Source organism: Francisella salimarina (assembly GCF_007923265.1).
GTDB lineage: Bacteria > Pseudomonadota > Gammaproteobacteria > Francisellales > Francisellaceae > Francisella > Francisella salimarina.
This window is the reverse complement of record NZ_VOJA01000001.1, coordinates 369,957-392,917: the sequence shown is the minus strand read 5'-3', so window position 1 is coordinate 392,917 and position 22,961 is coordinate 369,957. Positions and strand designations below refer to the sequence as shown.

Below are 22,961 nucleotides of genomic sequence, written 5' to 3'. Positions count from 1 at the left end.
ATTATTCTCAAGTAACCACAAACTAGATTAATAAATTGTAATGTTACTTAGTCAAACTTTACAAATATAATAGTAGTATAAGTTAAGATTTTAGGAGATCTTATGAAAATACTAGTAGCAGGCGGATCAGGATTTGTAGGTAGGGAGTTATCAAAATATATAAGTCCTAAGTATAGATTGACATTACTCACTAGATCGCAAAAATCTAAAATTGGATACTATGATGATTTATTAACTTGGTCTGAACTTGATGAGGTTAAGATATCTGATTTTGATATTGTCATAAATTTATGTGGTTATAACATTGGTCAGAAGCGTTGGAGTAACTCTGTTAAGAATAAGATTATATCTAGTCGTATAGAACCAACTACTAGGTTGGTTGAATTAATAGGTAATAAAAATATTTGGCTAATTAATGCTAGTGCTATTGGCTATTATAATTTTTCTGATATTCCTCAGGATGAAGAAAAGCATGATAGAAAGTTTGATAACTTAACTTTTGGTCAGCAAGTTGTTGATAGTTGGGAGAAATGTTTAGTGGATTCTCCGCTAGCTAGGTACACAATCATGCGTTTTGGGGTTGTTATCGGTAACGGTGGTGTTCTTGAAAAAGTGATTATGCCTGCTAAATTTGGCTTTTTGACAATGTTTGGTAATGGACATAATTATATGACTTGGATAAGTGTCTTTGACTTATCGAGAGCGGTTGAGTTTATTATAGACAACAAGTTGGACAAGAAAGAAGTATATAATCTGACATCGCCCGAAGCTAGCCAGCATAGGCACTTAATAGAGCTTTTGGGTAAATATCTAGCCAAAAAACGTATAATTAAGATTCCAAGTGCAATGATTAAGCTAATGTTTGGACAGATGGGGGAGGAGCTTTTGTTATCTAGCCAAAACATAAAACCAACTAAATTACAAAGAGAGGGTTTTGAGTTTGAGGATCCTGAGATTTCAAAGGCTCTAGAAAGATATATTTAGTCTTCTTGTTTATGCTCAATAGGAATTTTGACAGTAACAGTGATACCATTCCCATCAGTATTGTTTTGTGCAAATATCTTACCGTCATGGAGCCTTACGATTTCTGAAACTATTGCTAGTCCAAGTCCGCTTCCTTCTTCACCGGTGCCTGTCTCCCTATAGAATCTATCAAAAATACGTTCGATATTTTCAGGAGGGACACCTATACCATTATCTTTAATTTCAACAATGATATTATCATCCTTTTGGAAAGAGTGTATCTCAACGAGTCCACCATCTGGAGTATATTTTATAGCATTTGATATTAGGTTTTTAAACATTATTCCTAATAGGTATTCGTTACTATAGCAATATAAATTTTCTTGTGATGGATAGAAGGCAATTTCTATATTTTTTTCGATAGCTTTAATAGCATTATCAGCAATGAATGTTTCAAGTACAGTATTGATCATAAGTTTTTTACCAAATGTGATTTGCTCATTCGGCTGGATTCTACTTAATGTTAATAACTGGTCAATAATATGAGAGTATCTATTGGTGGAGTTTTTGATTCGTTCGAGTTTTTGTTTAATTTCATTTATGTCATCAGATGCAAGCGCAATCTCAACCAAAGTTTTTACTCCTGCTATAGGAGTCTTAAGTTCGTGTGCAGCATCGCCTGAGAATCGCTTTTCCCTCTCTAATGTTGCATGAAACTTTTCTATTAATGAATTAATCTGTTCAACAATAGATTTTATTTCAAAGGGAATAATATCCTCATTAAGTTTCTCATTTCTACGAGGATTAATTTTTGCTACACGCTTATTTATTCTTTCTAGAGGATAAAGAGCAGTTTTTAGTATGTAATAGATAAATCCAATAAGGATTATATATATTGATGCTAAAAGTATTGCAAACTTAAAAATTATTTGTCGAGATAGTTTATCTTTATCAGAATTATTTACGAATACTGTTACTACATCTCCACCGTCTGTTTTTAGAGTATATGTATACCAGTGTTTATGAATACCATCAGTATCTGTATAAATCCATTCAAACCCTGTAGTAGATGTAATTCCATCATAATTCTTATGAAATGATGGCAAGTTTGATGTTTTTAATAGTAGCTTTTTGTGTTTTCTATCATATACGATAAAGCCAACGCTTTCATTATAATTCTTGATATTCAAAAAAGAAGAGGATATTTTGTTAACAATCATATCGGTAGTATTTTCATCATCTTCTAATGGGTATATTTTTAGAACAGTTTCAATAACTTGCGCTGCGGTTTTTAATTGATAGTTAAAAAGAGAGTTGTTTTGGTGCTTAACCTGATAAAAGCTAAAAATAGAGATAACAAGCATAAAAATAGCAAAAAAGCTTGCAAAAGAAACAACTAGAAAGCTTAAGATGGAGCTTTCTTTTTTATTCTTAAAAAACATACCGATACAGGATTAAATATTTAGTAAAAATAATTATAATCAATTTTGAATTTTATTATTAGTTTTATAATTGCTATAATCGAATATTATCATAAATAATAATTATATAATTTTGTTAGATAGCATGAATAAAGTAGTTGAGCCTTTCTACGTAAAATACTATGAAGCGGCTACTCTATACTTCTATACCCAGGAAGATTTAAAGTTTGACTTAGTCATTACATGCCCTCATGCAGAATTAGGTAAAGATTTTGTTGAGTTTGATTTTCCTGCTATTGGACAGCTTGTCAAACTTAGTAAAGAAGAGTTTGATGATTTTTTATCAATAGAATATGATTTCGGTACACATTCGCTCTCTCATGCAATAGCTCAGAGGCTCTATTTAGAATATGGGTTATACACACTTATTGCAGAGCCTTCTTTCCCTCGCTCCATATTAGATGCGGGAAGATTATATCCAAACTGTATAAGAGATATCATCGACTATGATCAGCATATAGAACTTAAACAAGAGCTTATGAAGTTATTTGATAAGTATATGCAGAAATTATGTCATATTGTTGCTGTGGCCAAAACTTATAATGCAGTTGCCATAGATTTACATACTATGTCTACTTACTCTCCAAATGTTGTACAAGAAAGATATTCAGAAGCTATTATAGAAACTCCTGATACGTTGAGAAAATATATTGAGCTGTATAGAAATGCTCATAAAGAGGGTGAAAAAAGAGTTACTGAACTCTTTACGGGAGATGCTCGTAACGGGATATTTGCCTCCAAAGATTTGATTGAATCTCTATCTCATGAACTTAAACAGATTGATATTGATATAGAGTATGATAAACCGTATATCCTAGCGGAACATTTGGTGGCTCACTATCTTGTGTGCGAGCTTGAGGCAGTTTGTATTGATATACCGAAAGACTTGCTGTCTAAAACAACAACTGCGGATGAACATTATGATATAGCTAATTTAGAAGTTGATCCGGATAAGTTAGCATCAATGGCTGACGCATTTGCTAAAGCTGTAGCGTATAAGCGGCAGAAACAACTAATAGGAGCTTAAAATATGGCAATAAAAAAGACAAATGCTGTCTCTGAAAGAATATGGGGTAAAAAAGCTATTCATGTGCCTAATACAACAGATATATATGGTGCAGATCTTGTTAGCTCTTTTGTAAATAAATATGTTACACGTACTTTGTGCTTACTTGCCAAAGATCACAAAATTATCCTGCCAAAAAAGACACAGAGTGAAGTTGAAGAAATTGTTAGTTATTTTAATAGGATTGGTCTTACGTATATAACCATGGATAACTTTATATTTTTAGACAAGCTGATGGAGCACTATAGGCTGTCTACAATAGTTATGAATTATGCTGATCAAATTCCTGAGTTTAGTAATCCTGAGTATACTCATATTGTGCCATTTACAGCTGCTACAGCAATTGAACTAATCGGAATCAAACATAATAAAAACTATGGGCTATCAGAAGCATTATCACAGTTTTTAAATGATAAATCATTCCTTAGGCAAATGTTGTATGATAGGGGTGTGTTAGTTCCGAGTGTTAATATTATATCGACAATTAGTGATGAAGATTATGTTAAAAAAGCTCTACAGATTTATCGTGACTATGAGAATAAAGGTATTTATGAATGTGCTGTAATTATGCCTCGAGCTTGTTCTGGATACGGTATTCATAGGTTTGAGAGCGAAAAGGAATTAAGAGATATTCTAAAGCTTATGCATAGGGTTGAGGTATTTATGATTGACCCTTGGCTTGATAATTTAGGTTCACCTGCTTTTCAAGTAAGTATTGGTGATAAAAAAGAAGACGATGTCTGTCTTGGTTTAAGTGATCAAATGCTTGATGGTCAGACACACTTAGGCAATAAGTATAAGTCTAAATTTAGTGAAGAGCCTGCAGTAATAGAAATTTGTGATCAAATGACAGAAATTCTTCGTGACATGGGTGTTAGAGGTGTCGTGGGTGTTGATCTTCTTATCCGTGAGATTAATGGTAAGATTGTACCTTACGTACTTGAAGTTAATGCACGACAAACAGGCGCTATTTATGCAGGCTTTTTAGCACACGAATTGCGCAATGGTGAGCATAAGCCTTGGGTGGGCCATAATAATGTGTTAGTCCCTAAAGGATCAACTATAGATGACTATTATCAGTATCTTAAAGATAATGGAGTTGATTATACATATGGTGATACTGAGGGCGTAATTATAACATGTATAGGCAATCTTGACCTAAATAACAAAGTTATGATTTTAGTGCTTGCAGATACAGATGATCGACTTGAAGAGATTCTTAATATAGCTACTTCTTTTGAATAAATATCTTTATTATCTTGATATCTAATCTATAATTTAATTAATATTAGTTAAATTAGGTGTAAGTTTTGAACAAAATACCAATAGGTGTCAGTAGTTGTCTAGTAGGAAATAATGTTCGATATAATGGCGGCAATTGCCATAAATCATACATAACTGGTACGTATGCTGAATATTTTGATTACAAAATAGTTTGTCCGGAAGTTGCTGCTGGTCTTGGAGTTCCTAGGCCTACTTTATTTCTAGTTGAAGATATTCAGACAAATGTTTTGTCAGTTAAAACCAATAAAACTCATGATGATGTAACAGATAAGATTCAGAAAGCTGTCGCTATGCTTATATCGAAAATTGATACTGTATATGGTTTTATATTAAAGGCGAAATCGCCAAGCTGTGGTGTTAATACAGCGAGAGTTTTTGATGAGAATCATGGCTATACAGGTGAAAAAGCAGATGGTTTGTTTGTAAGAGCATTAAAAGAATATGACCCTCTTTTGCCTATAGAAGATGATGGTAAGCTTACTGATAAAACATTACGTGATCATTTTCTGCGTAAAGTTTTTTGCTACCATAGTCTTAGAACAGAGTTTATGCGGTGTTCTAATATTACTGAAATGATGGAATATCACTCAAAGCATAAAATTTTATTACGAATGCACAACAATAAGACTAAGAAAATTCTTGGGAATATGTTGTCAGAAGCTGGTAATAAGGTAGATGTCGAAGCTATAAAGCATAAATACATCGAGCTTTTTATGCAAGCAATAGCTAAGCCTGCTAAGAGAGGGGCTCATTATATGGCACTTCAAAATGTTCTCAGAGAAATAAATAAAAAAGTTTCAAAAGCTCAGAGACAATATCTACAAGAGCTACTTAATAAGTATCGTGATTGTAAAATATCTTGGGAAGTTCCTGTCAGTGTAATTAGAATGTATCTTATTGAGCTGGATTTGCCGTATTTAGAGAAGCAGAGTTATTTAAATCCTTATCCAGAGAATTTAAATTATATATAAAGCTAAAATATCTGATTAGTGATCAAGATCCGCATCTACTTCTTTGGGAATTATCATAGCGATAGGAAGGCAAATTAATAGAAATACTATTACCATATCAAGAGCGTTTTGGTAACTAGAGATAGTATAGATGGTGGTTGAATTATCTATTAGTGAGCCAAAATGAGTAAGTATATACCCTACAAGTGGCAATAATATAATTGGAATAAAGTTGTTTATCATATTCACACCAGCTGTGGCAGAGCCCGCAGTTCCTTTAGGTGAGATTATCTTGGCTATACCAAAAGTGACAGCTTGAGGTCCAGCTGCGGCACCAAGCAAGAAGTATAGTAAGGTGAATAGCGATAAATTAACGGGAACATATAAAATAATAGCTAAAATTACAGCAAGTGATATTATGCTCAAAATTAACATACGACGATATCTGTTTGTTAATGAGGCAATAATTGCTGCAATTGTGAAGCCTACTGCAGCACCAATAAATAAAACACCATTTATATGTGATGCAGTTTCTTGGCTAAGGCCAAATTTAGCTTGGATTAAGCCAACCCCCCAAAGCGAACCTAGGACATTAATAGGTATAAATAGTACTGCACCAATAATGCTTGCTGACCAAAATCTTATATTACAAAAGATTTTTAAAACTTTAATGATAGTTTCTTTGAAGTTGGCTTCACTTAGATGAGTGAACTTCTGAACATGTTTTGGATTATCACGAATAAATAAAACTATTAGTAGTAATATTCCGACACCAATATATGTAAATACAGCATTACCTTCTTTCCAACCTAATTCAGAAACTAAGCTAGATAGCATTGTGTCAGTAACTAGACCACCCAGTATTCCTACAACAGTTGCAAATCCTATAAATGTTGAAAAAAGTCTTTCAGGTAGCCACATAGCGGCCATTTTAGCAGCGCCAATAAATCCAAAAGCAGAGCCTATACCCATAAAGATTCTGCCAATATAGGCGATTTCATAATTATCTGTAGCAGAAAATAAATAGTTACCAAGAACACAAAATGCTGTAGCAATACTGATTACTACCTTACGATTATACTTATCTAGTATTACACCAGCCGGAATTTGCATTATTGTATACGATATAAAATATGCTGAAGATAACATTCCAAGTTGAGTATGACTAATACCAAAGTCACGAATTAAATTATCTCCCATTACACCAGGGGCAGCCCTGATAAAGAAGTCGTAACTATAGTTAAGAGTAGCGATTAAGCATATTACCCACGCTAAAGTCGCCAATAGCTTGGTCTGAGGAAGGTGAGAATTATTCATTCATTAAGATATATTAGACTAGAGTAATTTTCATTTTAGCAAAAAAAAAATAAATTTACTAATAACAAAAGGCTCTATAAATACTTATTCTTCAAGATTATCGATGATTTTTTGTTGCTCTGAATCGGTTTTTACAGCACTTGATTTATCACTAGCAATATACATATATACCACAGGTAAAACAAATAGTGAGAAGATCGCTCCTATCACAAGTCCGCTAGATATGACCACACCTATACAGTTTCTACTAATAGCACCAGCTCCTGATGAAGTTACCAGGGGTATGACACCAACTACCATTGCTGAAACTGTCATCAAAATAGGTCTTAGACGTTGTGATGATGATGTTACAATAGCATCATACTTATTCATTCCTTCATGTTTTTGTAAGTGATTAGCAAATTCAACAACCATGATACCTTGTTTGGATATTAGACCAATCAAGGTTACGAGACCTAGTTGAGTGTAGATGTTTAGTGATGCCCATCCAGCACCCATATATTGACCAACATATAACGGTATTAGTGCACCAGATATAGCCATTGGTATAGTAACTAAGATCACCAAAGAATCTCTAAAGCTCTCAAACTGAGCAGATAGTGCTAAGAAGATAAGTACAATTGCAAATGCAAAAGCTACCATCATAGTGCTACCGTTTTCAATATATTGACGAGCAGAGCCAGAGAAGTTAAATGAGAACCCTTCCGGCAACTCACTTCTAACTACACTTTTAACATAATCAATAGCTTGGCCTTGAGTTATTCCTGGAGCCATAACAGCAGAAATCGTTGATGAATTTAATTGCTGGAAAGTGTTTAAGGTAAGAGGTTGCCCCTCTGTTTTAAAGGATACTAATGCCGACAGAGGCAATTCTGAGTTGAACAAGTCACTAACCTCATCCGAACGAATGTATATGTTACCTAATTGCTCTTGAGTTAACATTTCATTACGAGCTAATTGGGGAATTACTTGGAAACTGTATCCTTTTAGGAAGAAATAGTTAATATATCCTCCTGCATAAGAGTAACCTAATGTTTTAGCAATATCTGACATAGTGATGCCTAATATACCAGCTTTTTCACGATCAATACTAATATCAACAACTGGGTTATCAAATTTAAGATCACTTTGAGCGAATACAAATAATCCGCTTTTCATCATTTTATCAATTACTTTATTAGTAATTTCATCAATAGCCTCATAATCATTAACACTTTGAATAACTAATGATAGTGGGGCACCTCTTGGTATTCCTGGTAGTGCAGGAGTTTGATATGTATATGTTTGTATTCCTGGTAGTTCTGTAACCTTTGCCTGAGCTATCTGAGCAGCTTTTTGTTGAGAGATTTCTCTCTTATCCCATGGTTGCATAATAAAGCCGCCAAAAATCACATTTGACCCCATTACTCCATTAAGAATAAAGGTGTCTTGCTTGCCAGGTACTTCATCTAGTGTACTAGCTAATTTTGTACCAAAAGTTTCTAGGTAATTAATATTTGCAGAAGATGGAGCTTGTCCCATAATTCCTAGGAAGCCCATATCTTCATTAGGAGCTAATTCGGACTTAATTCCTTTACCCATTATGAAACAGCTAGCTAGTACAATCAGTCCTACAACAGCTATTGCAGGTTTGATATCTAAGACAAACTCTAAGATCGCTTTATATTTCGCAGTTAATGCTGTAAAGAGTTTATCAATGAATTTAACAAGTTTTGTGCTCATCATTTCTCTATTTAAGATTTTTGAGCATAACATTGGTGAGAGCGTATACGCAACTATACCAGATATTACTACAGCTCCAGCAAGTGAATATGCAAACTCTGTGAATAGTTGTCCTGTGAAGCCTCCCATCATACCAATTGGAGCATATACTACGACTAGGGTTAGAGTCATTAATATAACAGGGTTAGCTATTTCTCTAGCTCCTTTGATGGCGGCTGCAAAAGGTTCCATTCCTTCTTCGATATGCCTATAAATATTCTCTAGTACAACGATAGCGTCATCAACAACAAGACCGATTGCAAGAATCATGGCAAGAAGAGTCAGAAGGTTGATTGAGAAGCCCATAAGCGACATCAAAAAGAATGATCCAATAATTGAAAGAGGAATTGCAACAACTGGAACTATAATGGCTCTAAATGATCCTAAGAATAAAAACATAACTACAGATACAATTATCACGGCTTCAAATAATGTGTGAAGAACTTCTTCAATAGAAACTTCGATATATGTAGTACTATTGTATGCAATGTTAACATCTAGGCCATTTGGAAGAGCTGCTTTGATATTTGGTAGCTCTTCAACTAGTTTATCAACTACTTCAAGGGGGTTTTCTTCAGGGGATACTACAGCACCTGCTAGTACAGCATTTTTGCCATCAAAATACACAGATGAGTTGTAGTCTTGAGCACCAAGCTCAACTTTCGCAACATCCTTGAGTCGTACTACCTGTTTATCACTTTTTTTGATAATTAAGTTTCTATACTCTTGAGCTGTAGACATACTTGTTTCGGGGTTAAGTGTATAGTTTAGGTATGGCCCCTGTATTTGGCCTCCGGCCGAAACTAAACTGTTCGAGCCAATTGCTGTGGCTAGTTCAGTTGGTGTGATACCATACTCTGCCATGCGCGTTTTATTTGGATATATACGCATTGCATAAGGCTTGTTGCCCCATACATCTATTGAAGATAATCCACCTTGGGCTAGTAGTTTAGGTGTAAGTTCAGAGTTAATATATGCTGATATCTCTGAAGTATTCATGGTCTTACTTGTAAACGCTAAGATTAAAGATGGGAAGTTATCTGCAGGATTTAGCTTAATAGCCGGAGAATAAGCATCTTGAGGGAGTTGGTTAAGTACAGAGTTAACATTTTGTACAACCTCAGATAAGACATCGTTAGTATTATAGCCTAGTTTAACATAGACAGTAATTGTACTTGTACCTAGTGCGGATGATGATGTCATATAATCAATACCTTTGGAAGAGCCAACCGCAGCCTCTAAGGGTCTAGTTACAAAAGCTTGGATCGTGGCAGGGTTTGCACCTGGATATGCTGTTGTAACTGTAATAGTGGCACTATCTATGTATGGGTATTGTCTAACTTGTAATTGAAAAAATGAGCCAACTCCTACAACAATAATCATAAAGCTTATTGAAAGAGATAGAACAGGTCTTCGAATAAAGAGATCAATTAAACGCATTACTGGATTCCCTGATTATATATATTATTGTCAATCTTTACACTATTGTTCAGTATTGCATCCATTCCTTTATGCACTTTATTTTGTCCTGACGTAATAATCGTAGTGCCAGGCTCTAAGCCTTTAACAAGGGCTAAGTTATTTCTAGTTTCTAAGACTTCAACATTAGCTTGTCCCACCTTGTATAAAGTCTTGTCGGTATCAACAGTTTTCATTCCTCCATCAGCGGTGGATGTGTAAGACGCTGTGACAGGTTTGCCATCTTTCATTACCGGGTTGAGTGTAAATACTGATTGACCATAAAGGCTATATGAAACAGCATTTCTAGGAATCACAATAGAGTTTTTCTTAACTGGTAAGCTAACATGAACAGTTAAAAACATTCCTGGGACAATTTTATGATGTGGGTTTTGGTATGTTGCTTGAACAGTTATAGATCTATTTGAATCATTAATAAAAGAGTTTATTGCCGTAATTTTAGCCGTAAAAGTTTCACCAGGATATGAGTCAGAATAGAAGTTAATTTCTTGACCAACATCAATCATGCTCACTTTGTTTTGTGGCACTGGGAATGTAATAAATATAGGATCAATCTTTGTAAGTGTAGCAGCATTATCACCGTTGTTGAAATATTGTCCTAAACTTATGTTTCTGATACCTATCTTACCGTCAAATGGAGCTCTAATTTCTTTGAAGCCTATTTGTGACTCTATATTTTGAACTTGAGCTAATTTAGAAAGGTAGTCAGCATTAGCTTTATCAGCGGACTCTTTTGAAGTTGCTCTTTGTTCAACAAGTTTGTTGTAACGATCTTTTGTGATCTTGGCAAGTTTAAGGTTTGATAATGCTTCTTCTAAACTAGCTTTTAGTTGACTAGTGTCTAGTTTAAATAAAAGATCGCCTTCTTTAACTTCTTGTCCACTCTTAAAATTAATTTCACTTACAATACCACCAGATTGAGAAGATATCTCTGTGGATTGAATAGCTTGCGCTTCACCAATAGTGTTTATTACCTGTTTCCAGTCTGTTTTTTCTACAACTGAAGATGTTACAGCTACAGGCTGAGGCACGTATGAAGCCATACCTTTTTTAATCATACTTTGAATAAGTTCGGCAAATCCAAAAATACTTCCAAAGAGTATTAGTGTTGCTACTACAACAGCTATTGAGGCGGTACGCTTGTTTTTGAGGAGAGAAAGTTTTGTTTTTATATAGTTGATTTGGAAAATAAAGTAGACAATTGCTAGAGATATTCCAAGTTTGCCTAGTATGAGCCATGCTATGATAATGGTTGCTAGTACAAAAATCAGATAGTTTCTCTTACTAGAATTAATTTTTTCTTTAAGGTCTAAAAAAGTTTTTTTAAAATCCACTGTTATATCCCACTATTTTTTAAATATTCTTATAAATAAACTAATACAATTTATGCCTAATAGGCAAATGAAAAATATCAAGCTATATACTGCCAAACTAACACCAGAGATCTCTTCGGAAATACTAGTACAGCTACTAACAGTTCCTGTTAATGATTTTGTAGCATCAATTAACAATGGGTTGCTAATAGCACCACAGTCTGTTGGATCATTGGATATTGTTGATGAGAAGTATTGTAAATAAGCTTGATCGGCAGCGATATAGCAACCAACAATAGTGATTAATACAATTACTATCAGTACTATTGAACTAAATCCTTTTGAGCTGTTTTTGATTAACCCTAGGATACTAAATATCATAATGCATATAACACATAGTTGTTGAATTAGGCACATTGGGCAGGGCTTCCAGTTTAAACCGAAAATGGTAATCATAACTACAGCCAATGCGATTAAGCAAATAAAAGTATTAAATAAAAAAATATTTCTAAATATGAATCTCATCATTAAATTTTTCTAAAAACAAAGAAATTTTTGTAATTGTATCATAGATTTAATTGCTTTTTTATATTATCAATATAAAGCGATTCTATAGCGTTCGAGAGATCTTCTTTTGATACTGTTATGGTCAGGTCTTTAATATTAGAGGTATTTATGGCATGGAAAGTGTTTTTTAGCTGTTCAATAGTTCTGTTTGAAGTATTGGAATTATTTATTGTTAGATATTTTCTGTAAGTATTTGTGCTAACTTGTTGTAGCTCTTTATTTCTTATTAAATTTGCTTTTTTTAATAGTCTAAGAACATCTCTGGCACTTATGTTTTTAAGTTCAAAAATTTTTCTTATAGTTATGACTGCATTTAAGAGTTTGTATTGTTTGTTTGATAGAAGTAATTCCAGCTTTATATGTTTAACAAACTCATCTTTAATGTCTAGAAGACATAGGCATATTTTCTCATCATTTGAAGATTTTAAGTAAATTTTGCTCTCAAAGAAACTTGTGTTTGGTATTGTGTCTAAAGATTTTTTTATATATGGGAATGTCACCTCCAAGGCTTCAAGATTGTCTAATGTCTCAAAAAAAATCCTTGGGTTTTTAAGTGCCTTGATAAACTCTATATGCAAGCGCTCCTTAGTTAGGTAGTTTAGCTCTCCTGACTTGATAACAGAATCGACTATATTTATAGTTTCGTCAGCAACTGAGAAGTTAAAAGCGCTAAGTTGGGCTTTGAAGCGAGCTAGTCTAACCACGCGTAAAGGATCTTCGATAAAGGCTTCTGAAGTATGTCGAAGTATCCTCTTCTTAATATCAATCTGACCGTTAAAGGGATCGATTATCTTGTTATTTTTATCTATGGCTATAGAGTTGATAGTTAGGTCTCTGCGTTTTAAATCTTCTTCTAAAGAGATGTTGCTTGAAAAATTAACTTCAAAACCATGATAGCCTTTAGCTATTTTTTTTTCTGATCTAGCTAAAGCATACTCTTGTTTTGTTTTCGGGTGAATGAAAATAGGGAAGCTTGAAAGTACTTTTATAAACCCAGATTCAATCATTTGATTTTCTGTTGCACCAATCACCACCCAGTCTTTGTCTTTGGGGGTTATCCCGAGTAGCAAGTCTCTAACAGCACCACCAACTAAGTAAAACTCCATCGCTTAATAAACATCTTTCTGTTTGCTTTATGTTAACAGAAAAAAGTGTATAATTATCTGTTATTCGCGTTGGTTTTTTAACGGCTTTTTGTATTCTATGGCAAATTTGATTGATAAAATTGATCTTAAATCTCAGGGTTCGGGTAACCTAAGTGGTGAAATGACAAGTAAGCAAAGGGTGGGAACCCTTTATAAAAGGTTGTTGTCGCAGGTTAAACATTTGTGGCACTTTCTTGTTATTGCAGCTGTGGGTAGTGTGTTTTTCTCTGCTGCTGATGCTTCAATGATATATCTTATTAACCCTATATTGAATTATGGGTTTGGTCCTGGTGGCGATATTACTAAGCAAAGTGCTAGTATACTTATGCTTATGGGTGTTGGTATGGTAGGGCTTTTGACTTTGAGATCAGTAGGATCATTTTTGTCACAATACTTTATAGGGTCTTTAGGGCAGAAGGTTGTTTATAAATTTAGAAAAGATATTTATAAGAGATTTATGAATCTACCTGCTAGCTTTTTTGATAAGCATTCTTCAGGTCAGATTATATCAAGACTATTATATAATGTTGATCAAGTTACTGAGGCTACATCAACAGCTATTATCACAGTTGTGCAAGATGGTACTTTTGTTATTGGTCTTATAATAGTTATGGTGGTTTCAAGTTGGCAATTATCATTGTTTTTAATAATTATTGGGCCATTTCTAGGTTTGTTTATTTCTATAATAAATAAGAAATTCAGATCATTAAGTAGAAACACTCAGTCATCAATGGGTAATGTCACTCATACGGCAGAAGAAACGATAAGAAACTACAAAGAAATTAGAATCTTTGGTGCGCAACATAAACAACAGAATAAATTTTTTAGAAATCTTGATTATACTTACTCTCAGCAGATTAGAACAATTGCGTTAGATGCTCTTACATCACCTGTTATTCAGATTATTGCTTCACTAGTTCTTGCTTTTTCACTATTCACAATCGCAATCTTTGGGACTAATGAAGGAGGAGGTTCGTCTTGGTTAACAGCTGGTTCTTTTGCGTCATTCTTCGCTGCTGCTGCTGCCATTCTAAAACCAATTAAGAATCTTACCAAGGTTAATGTCGTTATTCAAAAAGCTGTAGCAGCTACAGAAGATATATTCTATATTTTAGACTACCCGGCAGAGAAAGAAACAGGTAATAAAGAGCTTGATAAGGTCCGTGGTAAAGTAACAATCAAAGATGTTAGTTTTGCATTTGGAGAGCAAAAAGTTCTTAATGGTGTAAGTACAGAGATTGAAGCAGGAGAAACCGTAGCTTTTGTTGGTAAATCAGGGAGTGGTAAGACAACGCTTACGAGCATTATTTCAAGATTTTATACCCAGCAGAAAGGTGAAATATTATTAGATAATGTTGATATACGAGATTTGACTTTAGAAAACTTAAGATCGCATCTATCTATGGTTTCACAAAATGTTCATTTATTTGATGATACTGTATTTAATAATATAGCATTTGGACTTTCAAGAGATGTTTCTGAAGAAGAAGTAGTTGATGCTCTTAAAAGAGCTAATGCTTATGAGTTTGTTCAAGAGCTTTCTGATGGTATTCATACTAATATTGGTAATAATGGTTCTAAATTGTCAGGCGGTCAACGTCAGAGATTATCTATTGCTAGAGCTCTATTGAAAAATGCTCCAGTGCTAATATTTGATGAGGCAACAAGTGCGCTTGATAATGAGTCCGAAAGAGTGGTTCAACAAGCATTAGAAAGCTTAACTAAATCTTGTACTACTATAGTTATTGCACATAGGTTGAGTACGGTTGAAAATGCCGACAAAATTGTAGTGATGGATGACGGTAAAATGGTTGAAAGTGGTAAGCATGAAGAGCTTCTGGCGAAAGGTGGACTTTATACTAGGCTATATCAATCAGGACTTCAGTAATACTAATGATAGGTAACATTTGGTATAAACCTCAGCTAGGGATACTTAGTTATATTTTAAGTCCTATCGCTTTTATTTTCTCAAAAATTGCTCATAATCGTAAAATTAGGCTACAGAATAATCAATATAAGTCAAAAATTCCTGTAATTATAGTGGGAAATATCTCCGTTGGTGGAACTGGTAAAACTCCTGTAGTGAGGATGTTTGCTAATCAATACCTAGAGCAAGGTAAAAAGCCAGTTGTAATCAGTCGTGGCTATGGCGCTAAGGCAGAAAAATATCCTTTTGAAGTCGACTCAAAGACACCTGCAAGTGTATGTGGTGATGAACCGGCAATGTTATTTGATGCATTAGATGGTAAGGTGCCAATAGTAATATCTCCACACAGGGTTGATTCTGTTAAATATATTGAAAAGAATTATCCTGATGCCGATGTTATTATATCCGATGATGGTTTACAGCATTATAAACTAGCTAGAACTAAAGAGGTGGTAGTAATCGATGCCAGTAGGATGTTTGGCAATGGATTATGTCTACCAGCTGGACCTCTCAGAGAACCGGTAGAAAGACTAAAATCAGTGGATCAAATAATCGCCATAGGTAATCTTGATAACCAAAACTATAGTGAGTTATTAAATTATAATTCTAATATTGTCAGAGCTAAAATCAAGGCGACAAAATTTGTAAATCTTGTAACAAAACAAAGCATACCTATAGATAGTTTCTATGGTAAATCAATAGATGCTGTTGCTGGTATTGGTAACCCTGATAAATTTTTTAGCTCGCTGGATGAGCTTGGAGTGAATATCTACCATGAGCATATCTTCAGAGATCATCATAAATATACGCACAAGGATTTTGAACATTTTGATCCTGAACAGATAGTTATTATGACTTATAAGGATGCAATTAAGTGTAAAGATTTTGCCAAGAGTAATTGGTGGTATCTTGATATAGCCTTAGAGCCTTATTGATTATTCGGTTAAGCTGAAAATTTGTCACTAGAATGGAAGTCTAGAGTATAAATCAGTTTGATATACCAAAGCATATATATTACTATTAACCTGATAAAAAAGTAGCTACAAAATCTATGAAAAAAATTGTTTTAGTTGATGGATCATCATATCTTTTTAGGGCATATCATGCTTTACCAAACCTTACTAATAGTCAAGGTGAGCCAACAGGGGCTATTATAGGCGTGATTAATATGCTTAAGAAACTGCCTGCCATGTATGATACCGAGTACATCACAGTAGTCTTTGACCCTAAGGGTAAGAACTTTCGTCATGAGATGTATCCTGAATACAAAGCAAATCGTAAAGCGATGGATGATGAGCTTAGAGTACAAATCCAACCATTACATCAAATTATCGAGAATATGGGATTTCCATTGATAATAAAAGATGGCGTTGAAGCAGATGATGTAATAGGAACATTGGCAAGAGATCTTGAGCAACAAGGCTATGATGTCATTATATCAACCGGTGATAAGGATATGGCACAGTTAGTCACGGATAATGTGACTCTTTATGATTCTATGAAAAATGTAACTACTGATGTGGTGGGAGTTATAGAAAAATATCAAATTAGACCAGATCAAATTATAGATTATTTAGCTTTGATGGGTGATTCTTCAGATAATATCCCAGGAGTACCAAAAGTAGGTCCTAAAACAGCAATTAAATGGCTACAAGAATATGATGATATTGATGGTGTTATTGCCAATCAAGATAATATCAAAGGTAAAGTTGGAGAAAATTTACGCAATAATATCGAGTTACTCAAATTATCCTATAAATTAGCAACTATAAAGTGCGATGTGGAGCTTAATCTATCTATAGAAGATTTAAAATGTAAAAATGCAAATAAAGAATACTTATATGAGGTGTTTACACGTTATGAATTTAAATCTTTACTTAAAGATTTAAGTATTCCATCTTCACTAAAGTTAACAAAACCGCAACCTAAAAATATAGAGGTTGACTATAAGATAGTTGCAACACTAGAGCAACTTAATGATTTGGTCAAAGAATTGGAAAGTAGCAGTAGTTTTGCATTTGATACGGAGACAGATTCTCTTAATACTTATGAAGCGAACCTTGTTGGTCTATCATTTTGTGCAAAAGAGGGTCGAGCTTACTACATTCCTTTACAACATAGATATCTTGGAGTTCCACAACAGTTAGAACTAGAAGTGGTTTTAGATAGTTTAAAACCTATTTTCGTAGATTCTCAAAAGTCTAAAGTTGCCCACAATTTTAAATTTGATGAAAAAGTTTTGTCAAAATATGGAGTTAAGATAGTTAATCAAGTTAATGATACTATGATTATGGCATATGTGCTAAAAAGTAGTGGTAAACATGATATGGATAGCTTATCAAAAGAGCATTTGGGTATTGAGCCAATCGCGTATACGACATTAGCTGGAGCTGGTCGTAATCAGTTGACATTAGATCAAATAGATATAGAAAAAGTAGCTAAATATGCTGCTGAAGATGCTGATATTACATTTAGACTTTATAATCATTTCTTGAAAATGCTAAAAGATGATGAAGTGTTATATAGTCTATATTCTAAGGTTGAAATGCCGTTGACTATTATCCTTAATAATATGGAAAAAACTGGTGTTAAGATAGATGCTGATAAACTTATACAACAAAGTGCTAATCTTGAGGACTCTATAAAGGAGCTTGAAGTTAAGTGCTATGATCTTGCTGGTCAGGAGTTTAATTTAGCTTCACCTGTACAGTTAAGAGAGATTTTGTTTGAAAAGATGAGGCTTCCCCCAGTCAAAAAGACAGCAAAGGGTCAGGCTTCGACATCTGAAGAAGTTTTGGTGCAACTAGCCGAAGAGTATGAAATAGCAGCATTAATAATGAAGTATCGTCATCTATCAAAGCTTAAAAATACTTATACAGATAAGTTGCCAAAAATGCTTGATATAAATGGTCGCGTTCATACTTCGTATAATCAGACAGGTACTGTGACTGGAAGACTTTCTTCATCAGATCCGAATTTACAAAATATTCCTATTAAGAGTCCTGAGGGGCGTAAAATTAGACAGGCATTTATTGCTGAAAATGATTTTTGTGTAGTTGCAGCGGATTACTCTCAGATTGAACTGAGAATTATGGCGCATTTATCAAAGGATAAAAACCTTTTAAAAGCTTTTAATCAAGGCTTAGATATTCATAGTGCTACTGCGGCTGAGGTTTTAGGTATAGGTCTTGATGAGGTTACTAGTGAGCAACGAAGAAGGGCTAAAGCAATAAACTTTGGACTTATTTATGGTATGAGTGCTTTTGGATTGGCTAAACAGTTGGAAATACCAAGAGCAGAAGCTCAAGAATATATAGATGTGTATTTTAATCGTTATCCAAGTGTAAAAGAGTATATGACTACAGCTAAAGAATTTGCAAAGCAAAATGGTTATGTTGAGACTATACTTGGAAGAAGATTGTACCTACCAGAAATTAGTGCTAAAAATGCAATCCAGAGAAATGCTGCTGAAAGAGCTGCTGTTAATGCTCCTATGCAAGGTACAGCAGCAGATATTATTAAAAAAGCTATGATAGATGTTAACACTGTTATTTTACAAGAGTATAATGATGACATTAAAATGGTCATGCAAGTGCATGATGAATTAGTATTTGAAGTTAGAAAGCTCAATCTTGATGAAGTAACTGCGAAAATAAAAAGTATAATGGAATCGTCTATTAAGTTAAGTGTTCCCCTAGAGGTAAATGTTGATTCTGGTGAGAGTTGGGATCAAGCACATTAAATTATAGTTATAGGATGTTTTATGTTATTAGTAATGGATGTGGGGAACTCTCATATACATATAGGTGTTTTTGAGGGAGAAAATATAGTTTCTCAAATAAGATATGCTACTTCATCAGTCGATTCCACATCGGATCAGATAGGTGTATTTCTAAGACAGGCATTAAGAGAGAACTCAGTAGATTTAGCTCAGATAGAAGGTTGTGCTATATCATCAGTTGTTCCTCACTTAAATTATTCTTTAGGCTCTGCTGTCATAAAATACTTTGATATGAAGCCATTTTTTATTAGTATGGAGACTACTGATCTTGATATGTCTTCTGTTGAAGCTCATCAAGTAGGAGCAGACAGAATAGCTAGCTGCATTGGAGCTATAGCTGATTATCCTAATAAAAATTTACTAATTATTGATTTAGGTACAGCAACTACTTTTGATTTAGTAACTAAGGATAAAAAGTACTTAAGTGGCTCAATTATGCCGGGTGTTAAGCTTTCACTGAATGCTTTGTGTCAAGGAGCTTCGCAGTTGTCTTCAATAACTATTGTCAAACCAGAGGTTGCCATTGGTTATGATACTAAGACTAATATTCGTTCAGGGTTGTATTATGGTCATTTAGGAGCATTAAGAGAGCTTAAAGCCAGAAGTTTAGAAGAATTTGGAGCCCCTGTTTATACTATAGCAACAGGTGGATTTGCAGGATTGTTTAAAGATGAAGGAATCTTTGATGAGATATCTCCTGATTTGATTTTGCGAGGGATTAGAATTGCATTCCTAGAGAATAACAAAAAAGGTGTTTAGTGATTATGTTAAAGAATAAAAAAGCGGTCATTTTATTATTTGATTCATTTGGTATAGGACAAGCACCTGATGCTGCTGATTTTGGTGATGAAGGATCAGATACTTTAGGTCATATTGTTGACTATTTTACTAACAATGGCATGAGTATCAAACTCCCAAACTTAGCAACAAAAGGTTTGTTGAAGGCTGCTGAATACAATAGGTGTAAAGAATTTAGTCAACAAGTTGGTCATATAGATGTTATTGAAAATGCAAAGTATGGCTATTGTGCTGAGGTTAGCAAAGGTAAGGATACACCGAGTGGTCACTGGGAGCTAGCTGGCGTGCCTGTTATGTTTGATTGGTACTACTTTACCAATAAAGGTGATCAAGGTTATTTTGATAAAGAGTTTATTGATGAATGGGTTGAACGAGCTGGACTTACCGATGGTTTTATAGATGCTGGCCATGCATCAGGAACAGAAGTTCTAAAAGAGCATGGTTGCGAGAGTTGTGTTACTAAGAAGCCAATTGTTTATACATCTGCAGATAGCGTTTTTCAGGTTGCTGCTCATGAAGATTATTATGGTTTAGATAAATTATTGAATATCTGCAAAATAGCTAGAGAAATTCTTGATGAGATGGGAATGAAAGTTGGTAGGGTTATTGCTCGTCCATTTATTGGGGAGTCTGCCGATGAATATACTCGTACTGGTAATCGTAAGGATTTTTCGATATTGCCACCGGCACCAACATTACTTGATAAGTTAACTAATCAAGGTGGTAAAGTTGTTTCAATAGGTAAAATTGCTGATATTTATGCTAATCAAGGTATATCTAAAAAAGTAAAAGCTACAGGACTAGAAGAGTTATTTGATAATACGATTAGAGAGTATGAATCAGCAAAAGAAAATACATTGGTGTTTACAAACTTTGTTGACTTGGATTCAAGTTATGGTCATCGTAGAGATCCTAAAGGGTATGGTAAAGCATTAGAGTATTTAGACTCAAGAATTCCAGACTTAGATGCTAAGCTAGATGAAGATACTATTGTTATACTGGCAGCAGACCATGGTTGTGATCCAACTGCACCAGGCTCAGATCATACAAGAGAATGTGTACCGTTTTTATTATGGGGCAGGAATATCGAAGCAGAGTTCATTGGGGCAAGGGATACATTTGCGGATATTGGTCAAACAATTGCTGATTATATGGGTGTAGAGCCTCTGAGATATGGTAAGTCAATCTTTGGAGCTAATAATGACAACTAGACAGAAGATAGTATCATTAATGGACTTGACTCAGCTAGGTGAGAGTGACACTGATGCTGATATCGTTAAGCTATGCGCAAAAGCTAAAAATTCTTTAGGTGAAGTTGCTGCAATATGCGTTTATAAACAATTCGTCCCTGTAGTTAAAAAAACTTTAGGTAGTGATTTTAAAGTTGCAACTGTGATTAATTTCCCTAAGGGGAATAGCTCAGTTGAAGATATTGTCTTAGAAGCTAAAGAAGCAGTATCATTAGGAGCAGATGAGATTGATTTAGTAATTGATTATAATGAATATATCCAAAAAGGTCATTCACAAAAATCATGTGATATGATCGAGAAAGTCAAAAATGTATGCCAAGATCGTGTCTTGAAAGTCATAATTGAATCAGGCGAATTAAATGAAGATAACTTAATCAGTAAAGCAAGCCATGATGCGATAGTAAATGGAGCTGATTTTGTTAAAACATCTACAGGTAAAACACCAAATGGCGCAAGCTTAGGAGCCGCTAAAGTGATTTTAGAGACTATAAAAAACTCTGGATATGAGGTTGGTTTTAAAGCTTCTGGTGGTATTAGAGAAGAAGCTCAGGCCTTAGGATATATTAAACTAGCGGAAGAAATTATGTCAAAAAAATATGTAGTAGCAGATAGCTTTAGATTCGGAGTTAGTGGTTTACTCGATAACCTTTTAAATGGAGAAGTTAGTAGTGGCTACTAGGATATTGTTTTTTATACTCGGTATTGTTGTTGTTTTTGTTTTAGCTTATATATGGAGTAGTGACAGGAAAAAAATCAGGTATAAAAACCTAGTGGTTATTTTGGTTGTACAAATAGCTCTTGGCTTTTTCATGCTTGAGTCTGAAGTAGGTATAAAGGTTGTTGGTTTTATTGCCGAAGGTTTTGAGCATTTGCTTAACTATGCACATCAAGGATCAGCATTTATTTTTGGTGATCTTACTGATATGTCTAAAAATGGCTTCATTTTCTTTTTCAATGTGGGAATGCCTATTGTTCTAGTATCTTCACTGATTGGTATCTTACAGTACTTCAAAATACTACCTCTTGTAATTAAGGGCATAGGTTGGATTCTATCAAAAGTTACGGGTATGGGTAAGTTAGAATCATTTAATGCTGTTAGTTCACTTGCTGTCGGACAATCAGAAAACTTTATTAATTACAAAAAAATTATTGGCCATCTTCCTTCAAATGTATTGTATACAATGTCTGCAACGGCAATGTCTACAGTATCTTTAGCAGTTGCAGGTGCTTATATGTCATTATTAGATCCTAAGTATGTATGTGTTGCTCTAGTGATGAATATGTTTGGGACTTTCTTTGTGTTAAATATTATTAACCCTTATGAAGCTTCCGAAGAGTTTAGTTATGATAAGTTACATGAAGAGTTTGAAGAAGAGAAGCAAGGCTTCTTTGAGATGCTTGCCGAGTACATACTAGATGGTTTTAAAGTTGCTGTTATTGTTTCTGCAATGCTTATTGGATTTATTGCTCTAATTGCAATGTTAAATGCGATATTTAGTAGTCTATTTGGTCTAAGTTTTCAGGATTTGTTGGGTTATCTATTTTATCCTATGGCTTGGATACTTAATATTAATGGCGATGAGTTGCACGCAGCAGGACAGCTTATGGGTACTAAAATGGTAACTAATGAGTTTGTGGCGATGCAGATGATGAGTACACAGTCACAGCAATTTACAGAGCACACTAAAGCGGTTATATCAGTATTTTTGGTTTCCTTTGCAAACTTTAGTTCAATTGGGATAATCATAGGAGCGATTCAGGCTTTGAGTAAAGAAGCATCTGTTAAAGTTTCTAAATTTAGTTTGAAAATTCTTTATGGTGCAGTGTTGGTTAGTTTTTTATCAGCATGTGTAGTCGGATTAATAGTTTAAAGGTAAAG

Annotated in this window: 17 protein-coding genes; 11 read left to right on the top strand and 6 right to left on the bottom strand. The window is 34.2% G+C overall.

All coding sequences use genetic code 11. The annotated features are described in order from the left end of the window. The first annotated feature begins 102 nt into the window (after positions 1–102). A complete protein-coding gene (locus FQ699_RS01860; protein ID WP_146420878.1) occupies positions 103–984 on the top strand; it encodes a TIGR01777 family oxidoreductase in 882 nt (293 codons plus the stop codon). Here FQ699_RS01860 and FQ699_RS01855 read toward each other — a convergent pair. Further along, entirely contained in the window at positions 981–2,405 is a 1,425-nt protein-coding gene (locus FQ699_RS01855; protein ID WP_146420877.1) for a sensor histidine kinase, read from the bottom strand. The genes FQ699_RS01860 and FQ699_RS01855 overlap by 4 nt on opposite strands. Before the next feature lie 112 nt (positions 2,406–2,517). Here FQ699_RS01855 and FQ699_RS01850 point away from each other — a divergent pair, with 112 nt between their 5' ends. The 3 genes from FQ699_RS01850 to FQ699_RS01835 all read left to right on the top strand — a co-directional run bounded on the left by FQ699_RS01850 (position 2,518) and on the right by FQ699_RS01835 (position 5,765). Next, positions 2,518–3,471: a hypothetical protein gene (locus FQ699_RS01850; RefSeq protein WP_146420876.1), complete on the top strand. Its 954-nt coding sequence runs from the start codon at positions 2,518–2,520 to the stop codon at positions 3,469–3,471. 3 nt (positions 3,472–3,474) lie between these two features. Beyond that, positions 3,475–4,755: an ATP-grasp domain-containing protein gene (locus FQ699_RS01840; protein ID WP_179951648.1), complete on the top strand. Its 1,281-nt coding sequence runs from the start codon at positions 3,475–3,477 to the stop codon at positions 4,753–4,755. A gap of 65 nt (positions 4,756–4,820) precedes the next feature. Next, complete coding sequence (locus FQ699_RS01835) at positions 4,821–5,765, top strand: YbgA family protein (RefSeq protein WP_146420874.1); 945 nt, start codon at positions 4,821–4,823, stop codon at positions 5,763–5,765. A 15-nt stretch (positions 5,766–5,780) separates the two neighbouring features. Here FQ699_RS01835 and FQ699_RS01830 read toward each other — a convergent pair whose 3' ends face one another. The 5 genes from FQ699_RS01830 to FQ699_RS01810 form a co-directional block, all read right to left on the bottom strand. Continuing rightward, on the bottom strand, positions 5,781–7,061 hold the full coding sequence (locus FQ699_RS01830) for an MFS transporter (RefSeq protein ID WP_146420873.1): 1,281 nt from the start codon (positions 7,059–7,061) through the stop codon (positions 5,781–5,783). Between the two features lie 84 nt (positions 7,062–7,145). Next, entirely contained in the window at positions 7,146–10,262 is a 3,117-nt protein-coding gene (locus FQ699_RS01825; RefSeq protein WP_146420872.1) for an efflux RND transporter permease subunit, read from the bottom strand. Further along, positions 10,262–11,635 carry an efflux RND transporter periplasmic adaptor subunit gene (locus tag FQ699_RS01820; protein WP_146420871.1) on the bottom strand — a complete coding sequence of 458 codons (1,374 nt, stop codon included), beginning with the start codon at positions 11,633–11,635 and terminating at the stop codon, positions 10,262–10,264. The genes FQ699_RS01825 and FQ699_RS01820 overlap by 1 nt, the downstream gene beginning before the upstream one ends. Before the next feature lie 12 nt (positions 11,636–11,647). Next, positions 11,648–12,139: a disulfide bond formation protein B gene (locus tag FQ699_RS01815; protein ID WP_146420974.1), complete on the bottom strand. Its 492-nt coding sequence runs from the start codon at positions 12,137–12,139 to the stop codon at positions 11,648–11,650. A gap of 41 nt (positions 12,140–12,180) precedes the next feature. Beyond that, entirely contained in the window at positions 12,181–13,287 is a 1,107-nt protein-coding gene (locus FQ699_RS01810; RefSeq protein WP_146420870.1) for a CCA tRNA nucleotidyltransferase, read from the bottom strand. Positions 13,288–13,384: 97 nt separating this feature from the next. On the opposite strand from FQ699_RS01810, the gene msbA reads away from it, so the two are divergent. The 7 genes from msbA to FQ699_RS01775 all read left to right on the top strand — a co-directional run bounded on the left by msbA (position 13,385) and on the right by FQ699_RS01775 (position 22,953). Beyond that, positions 13,385–15,214 carry a lipid A export permease/ATP-binding protein MsbA gene (gene msbA, locus FQ699_RS01805; protein WP_146420869.1) on the top strand — a complete coding sequence of 610 codons (1,830 nt, stop codon included), beginning with the start codon at positions 13,385–13,387 and terminating at the stop codon, positions 15,212–15,214. A gap of 5 nt (positions 15,215–15,219) precedes the next feature. Next, the gene (gene lpxK / locus FQ699_RS01800; protein ID WP_146420868.1) at positions 15,220–16,188 is read left to right on the top strand and encodes a tetraacyldisaccharide 4'-kinase; all 969 of its coding nucleotides are present in this window, start codon (positions 15,220–15,222) and stop codon (positions 16,186–16,188) included. Between the two features lie 116 nt (positions 16,189–16,304). Beyond that, positions 16,305–18,995, top strand: a complete 2,691-nt coding sequence (polA, locus tag FQ699_RS01795; protein ID WP_146420867.1) for a DNA polymerase I — start codon at positions 16,305–16,307, stop codon at positions 18,993–18,995. 21 nt (positions 18,996–19,016) lie between these two features. After that, complete coding sequence (locus FQ699_RS01790) at positions 19,017–19,793, top strand: type III pantothenate kinase (RefSeq protein WP_146420866.1); 777 nt, start codon at positions 19,017–19,019, stop codon at positions 19,791–19,793. A gap of 5 nt (positions 19,794–19,798) precedes the next feature. Continuing rightward, on the top strand, positions 19,799–21,043 hold the full coding sequence (locus tag FQ699_RS01785; protein WP_013922388.1) for a phosphopentomutase: 1,245 nt from the start codon (positions 19,799–19,801) through the stop codon (positions 21,041–21,043). Then, a complete protein-coding gene (gene deoC, locus FQ699_RS01780; protein WP_179951647.1) occupies positions 21,006–21,761 on the top strand; it encodes a deoxyribose-phosphate aldolase in 756 nt (251 codons plus the stop codon). Before FQ699_RS01785 ends, deoC begins: the two co-directional genes overlap by 38 nt. Continuing rightward, positions 21,751–22,953, top strand: coding sequence for a NupC/NupG family nucleoside CNT transporter (locus tag FQ699_RS01775; protein WP_146420973.1), 1,203 nt, complete (start codon positions 21,751–21,753; stop codon positions 22,951–22,953). Before deoC ends, FQ699_RS01775 begins: the two co-directional genes overlap by 11 nt. Positions 22,954–22,961 lie beyond the last annotated feature (8 nt).

Excerpts from the sequence above, each read along its gene's own strand:
- msbA (WP_146420869.1), top strand. The coding sequence starts at position 13,385 with ATGGCAAATTTGATTGATAAAATTGATCTTAAATCTCAGGGTTCGGGT.
- polA (WP_146420867.1), top strand. The coding sequence starts at position 16,305 with ATGAAAAAAATTGTTTTAGTTGATGGATCATCATATCTTTTTAGGGCA.
- FQ699_RS01785 (WP_013922388.1), top strand. The coding sequence starts at position 19,799 with ATGTTAAAGAATAAAAAAGCGGTCATTTTATTATTTGATTCATTTGGT.
- FQ699_RS01855 (WP_146420877.1), bottom strand. The coding sequence starts at position 2,405 with ATGTTTTTTAAGAATAAAAAAGAAAGCTCCATCTTAAGCTTTCTAGTT.
- lpxK (WP_146420868.1), top strand. The coding sequence starts at position 15,220 with ATGATAGGTAACATTTGGTATAAACCTCAGCTAGGGATACTTAGTTAT.
- FQ699_RS01810 (WP_146420870.1), bottom strand. The coding sequence starts at position 13,287 with ATGGAGTTTTACTTAGTTGGTGGTGCTGTTAGAGACTTGCTACTCGGG.
- FQ699_RS01830 (WP_146420873.1), bottom strand. The coding sequence starts at position 7,061 with ATGAATAATTCTCACCTTCCTCAGACCAAGCTATTGGCGACTTTAGCG.
- FQ699_RS01860 (WP_146420878.1), top strand. The coding sequence starts at position 103 with ATGAAAATACTAGTAGCAGGCGGATCAGGATTTGTAGGTAGGGAGTTA.
- FQ699_RS01790 (WP_146420866.1), top strand. The coding sequence starts at position 19,017 with ATGTTATTAGTAATGGATGTGGGGAACTCTCATATACATATAGGTGTT.
- FQ699_RS01840 (WP_179951648.1), top strand. The coding sequence starts at position 3,475 with ATGGCAATAAAAAAGACAAATGCTGTCTCTGAAAGAATATGGGGTAAA.
- deoC (WP_179951647.1), top strand. The coding sequence starts at position 21,006 with ATGGTAAGTCAATCTTTGGAGCTAATAATGACAACTAGACAGAAGATA.
- FQ699_RS01815 (WP_146420974.1), bottom strand. The coding sequence starts at position 12,139 with ATGAGATTCATATTTAGAAATATTTTTTTATTTAATACTTTTATTTGC.
- FQ699_RS01825 (WP_146420872.1), bottom strand. The coding sequence starts at position 10,262 with ATGCGTTTAATTGATCTCTTTATTCGAAGACCTGTTCTATCTCTTTCA.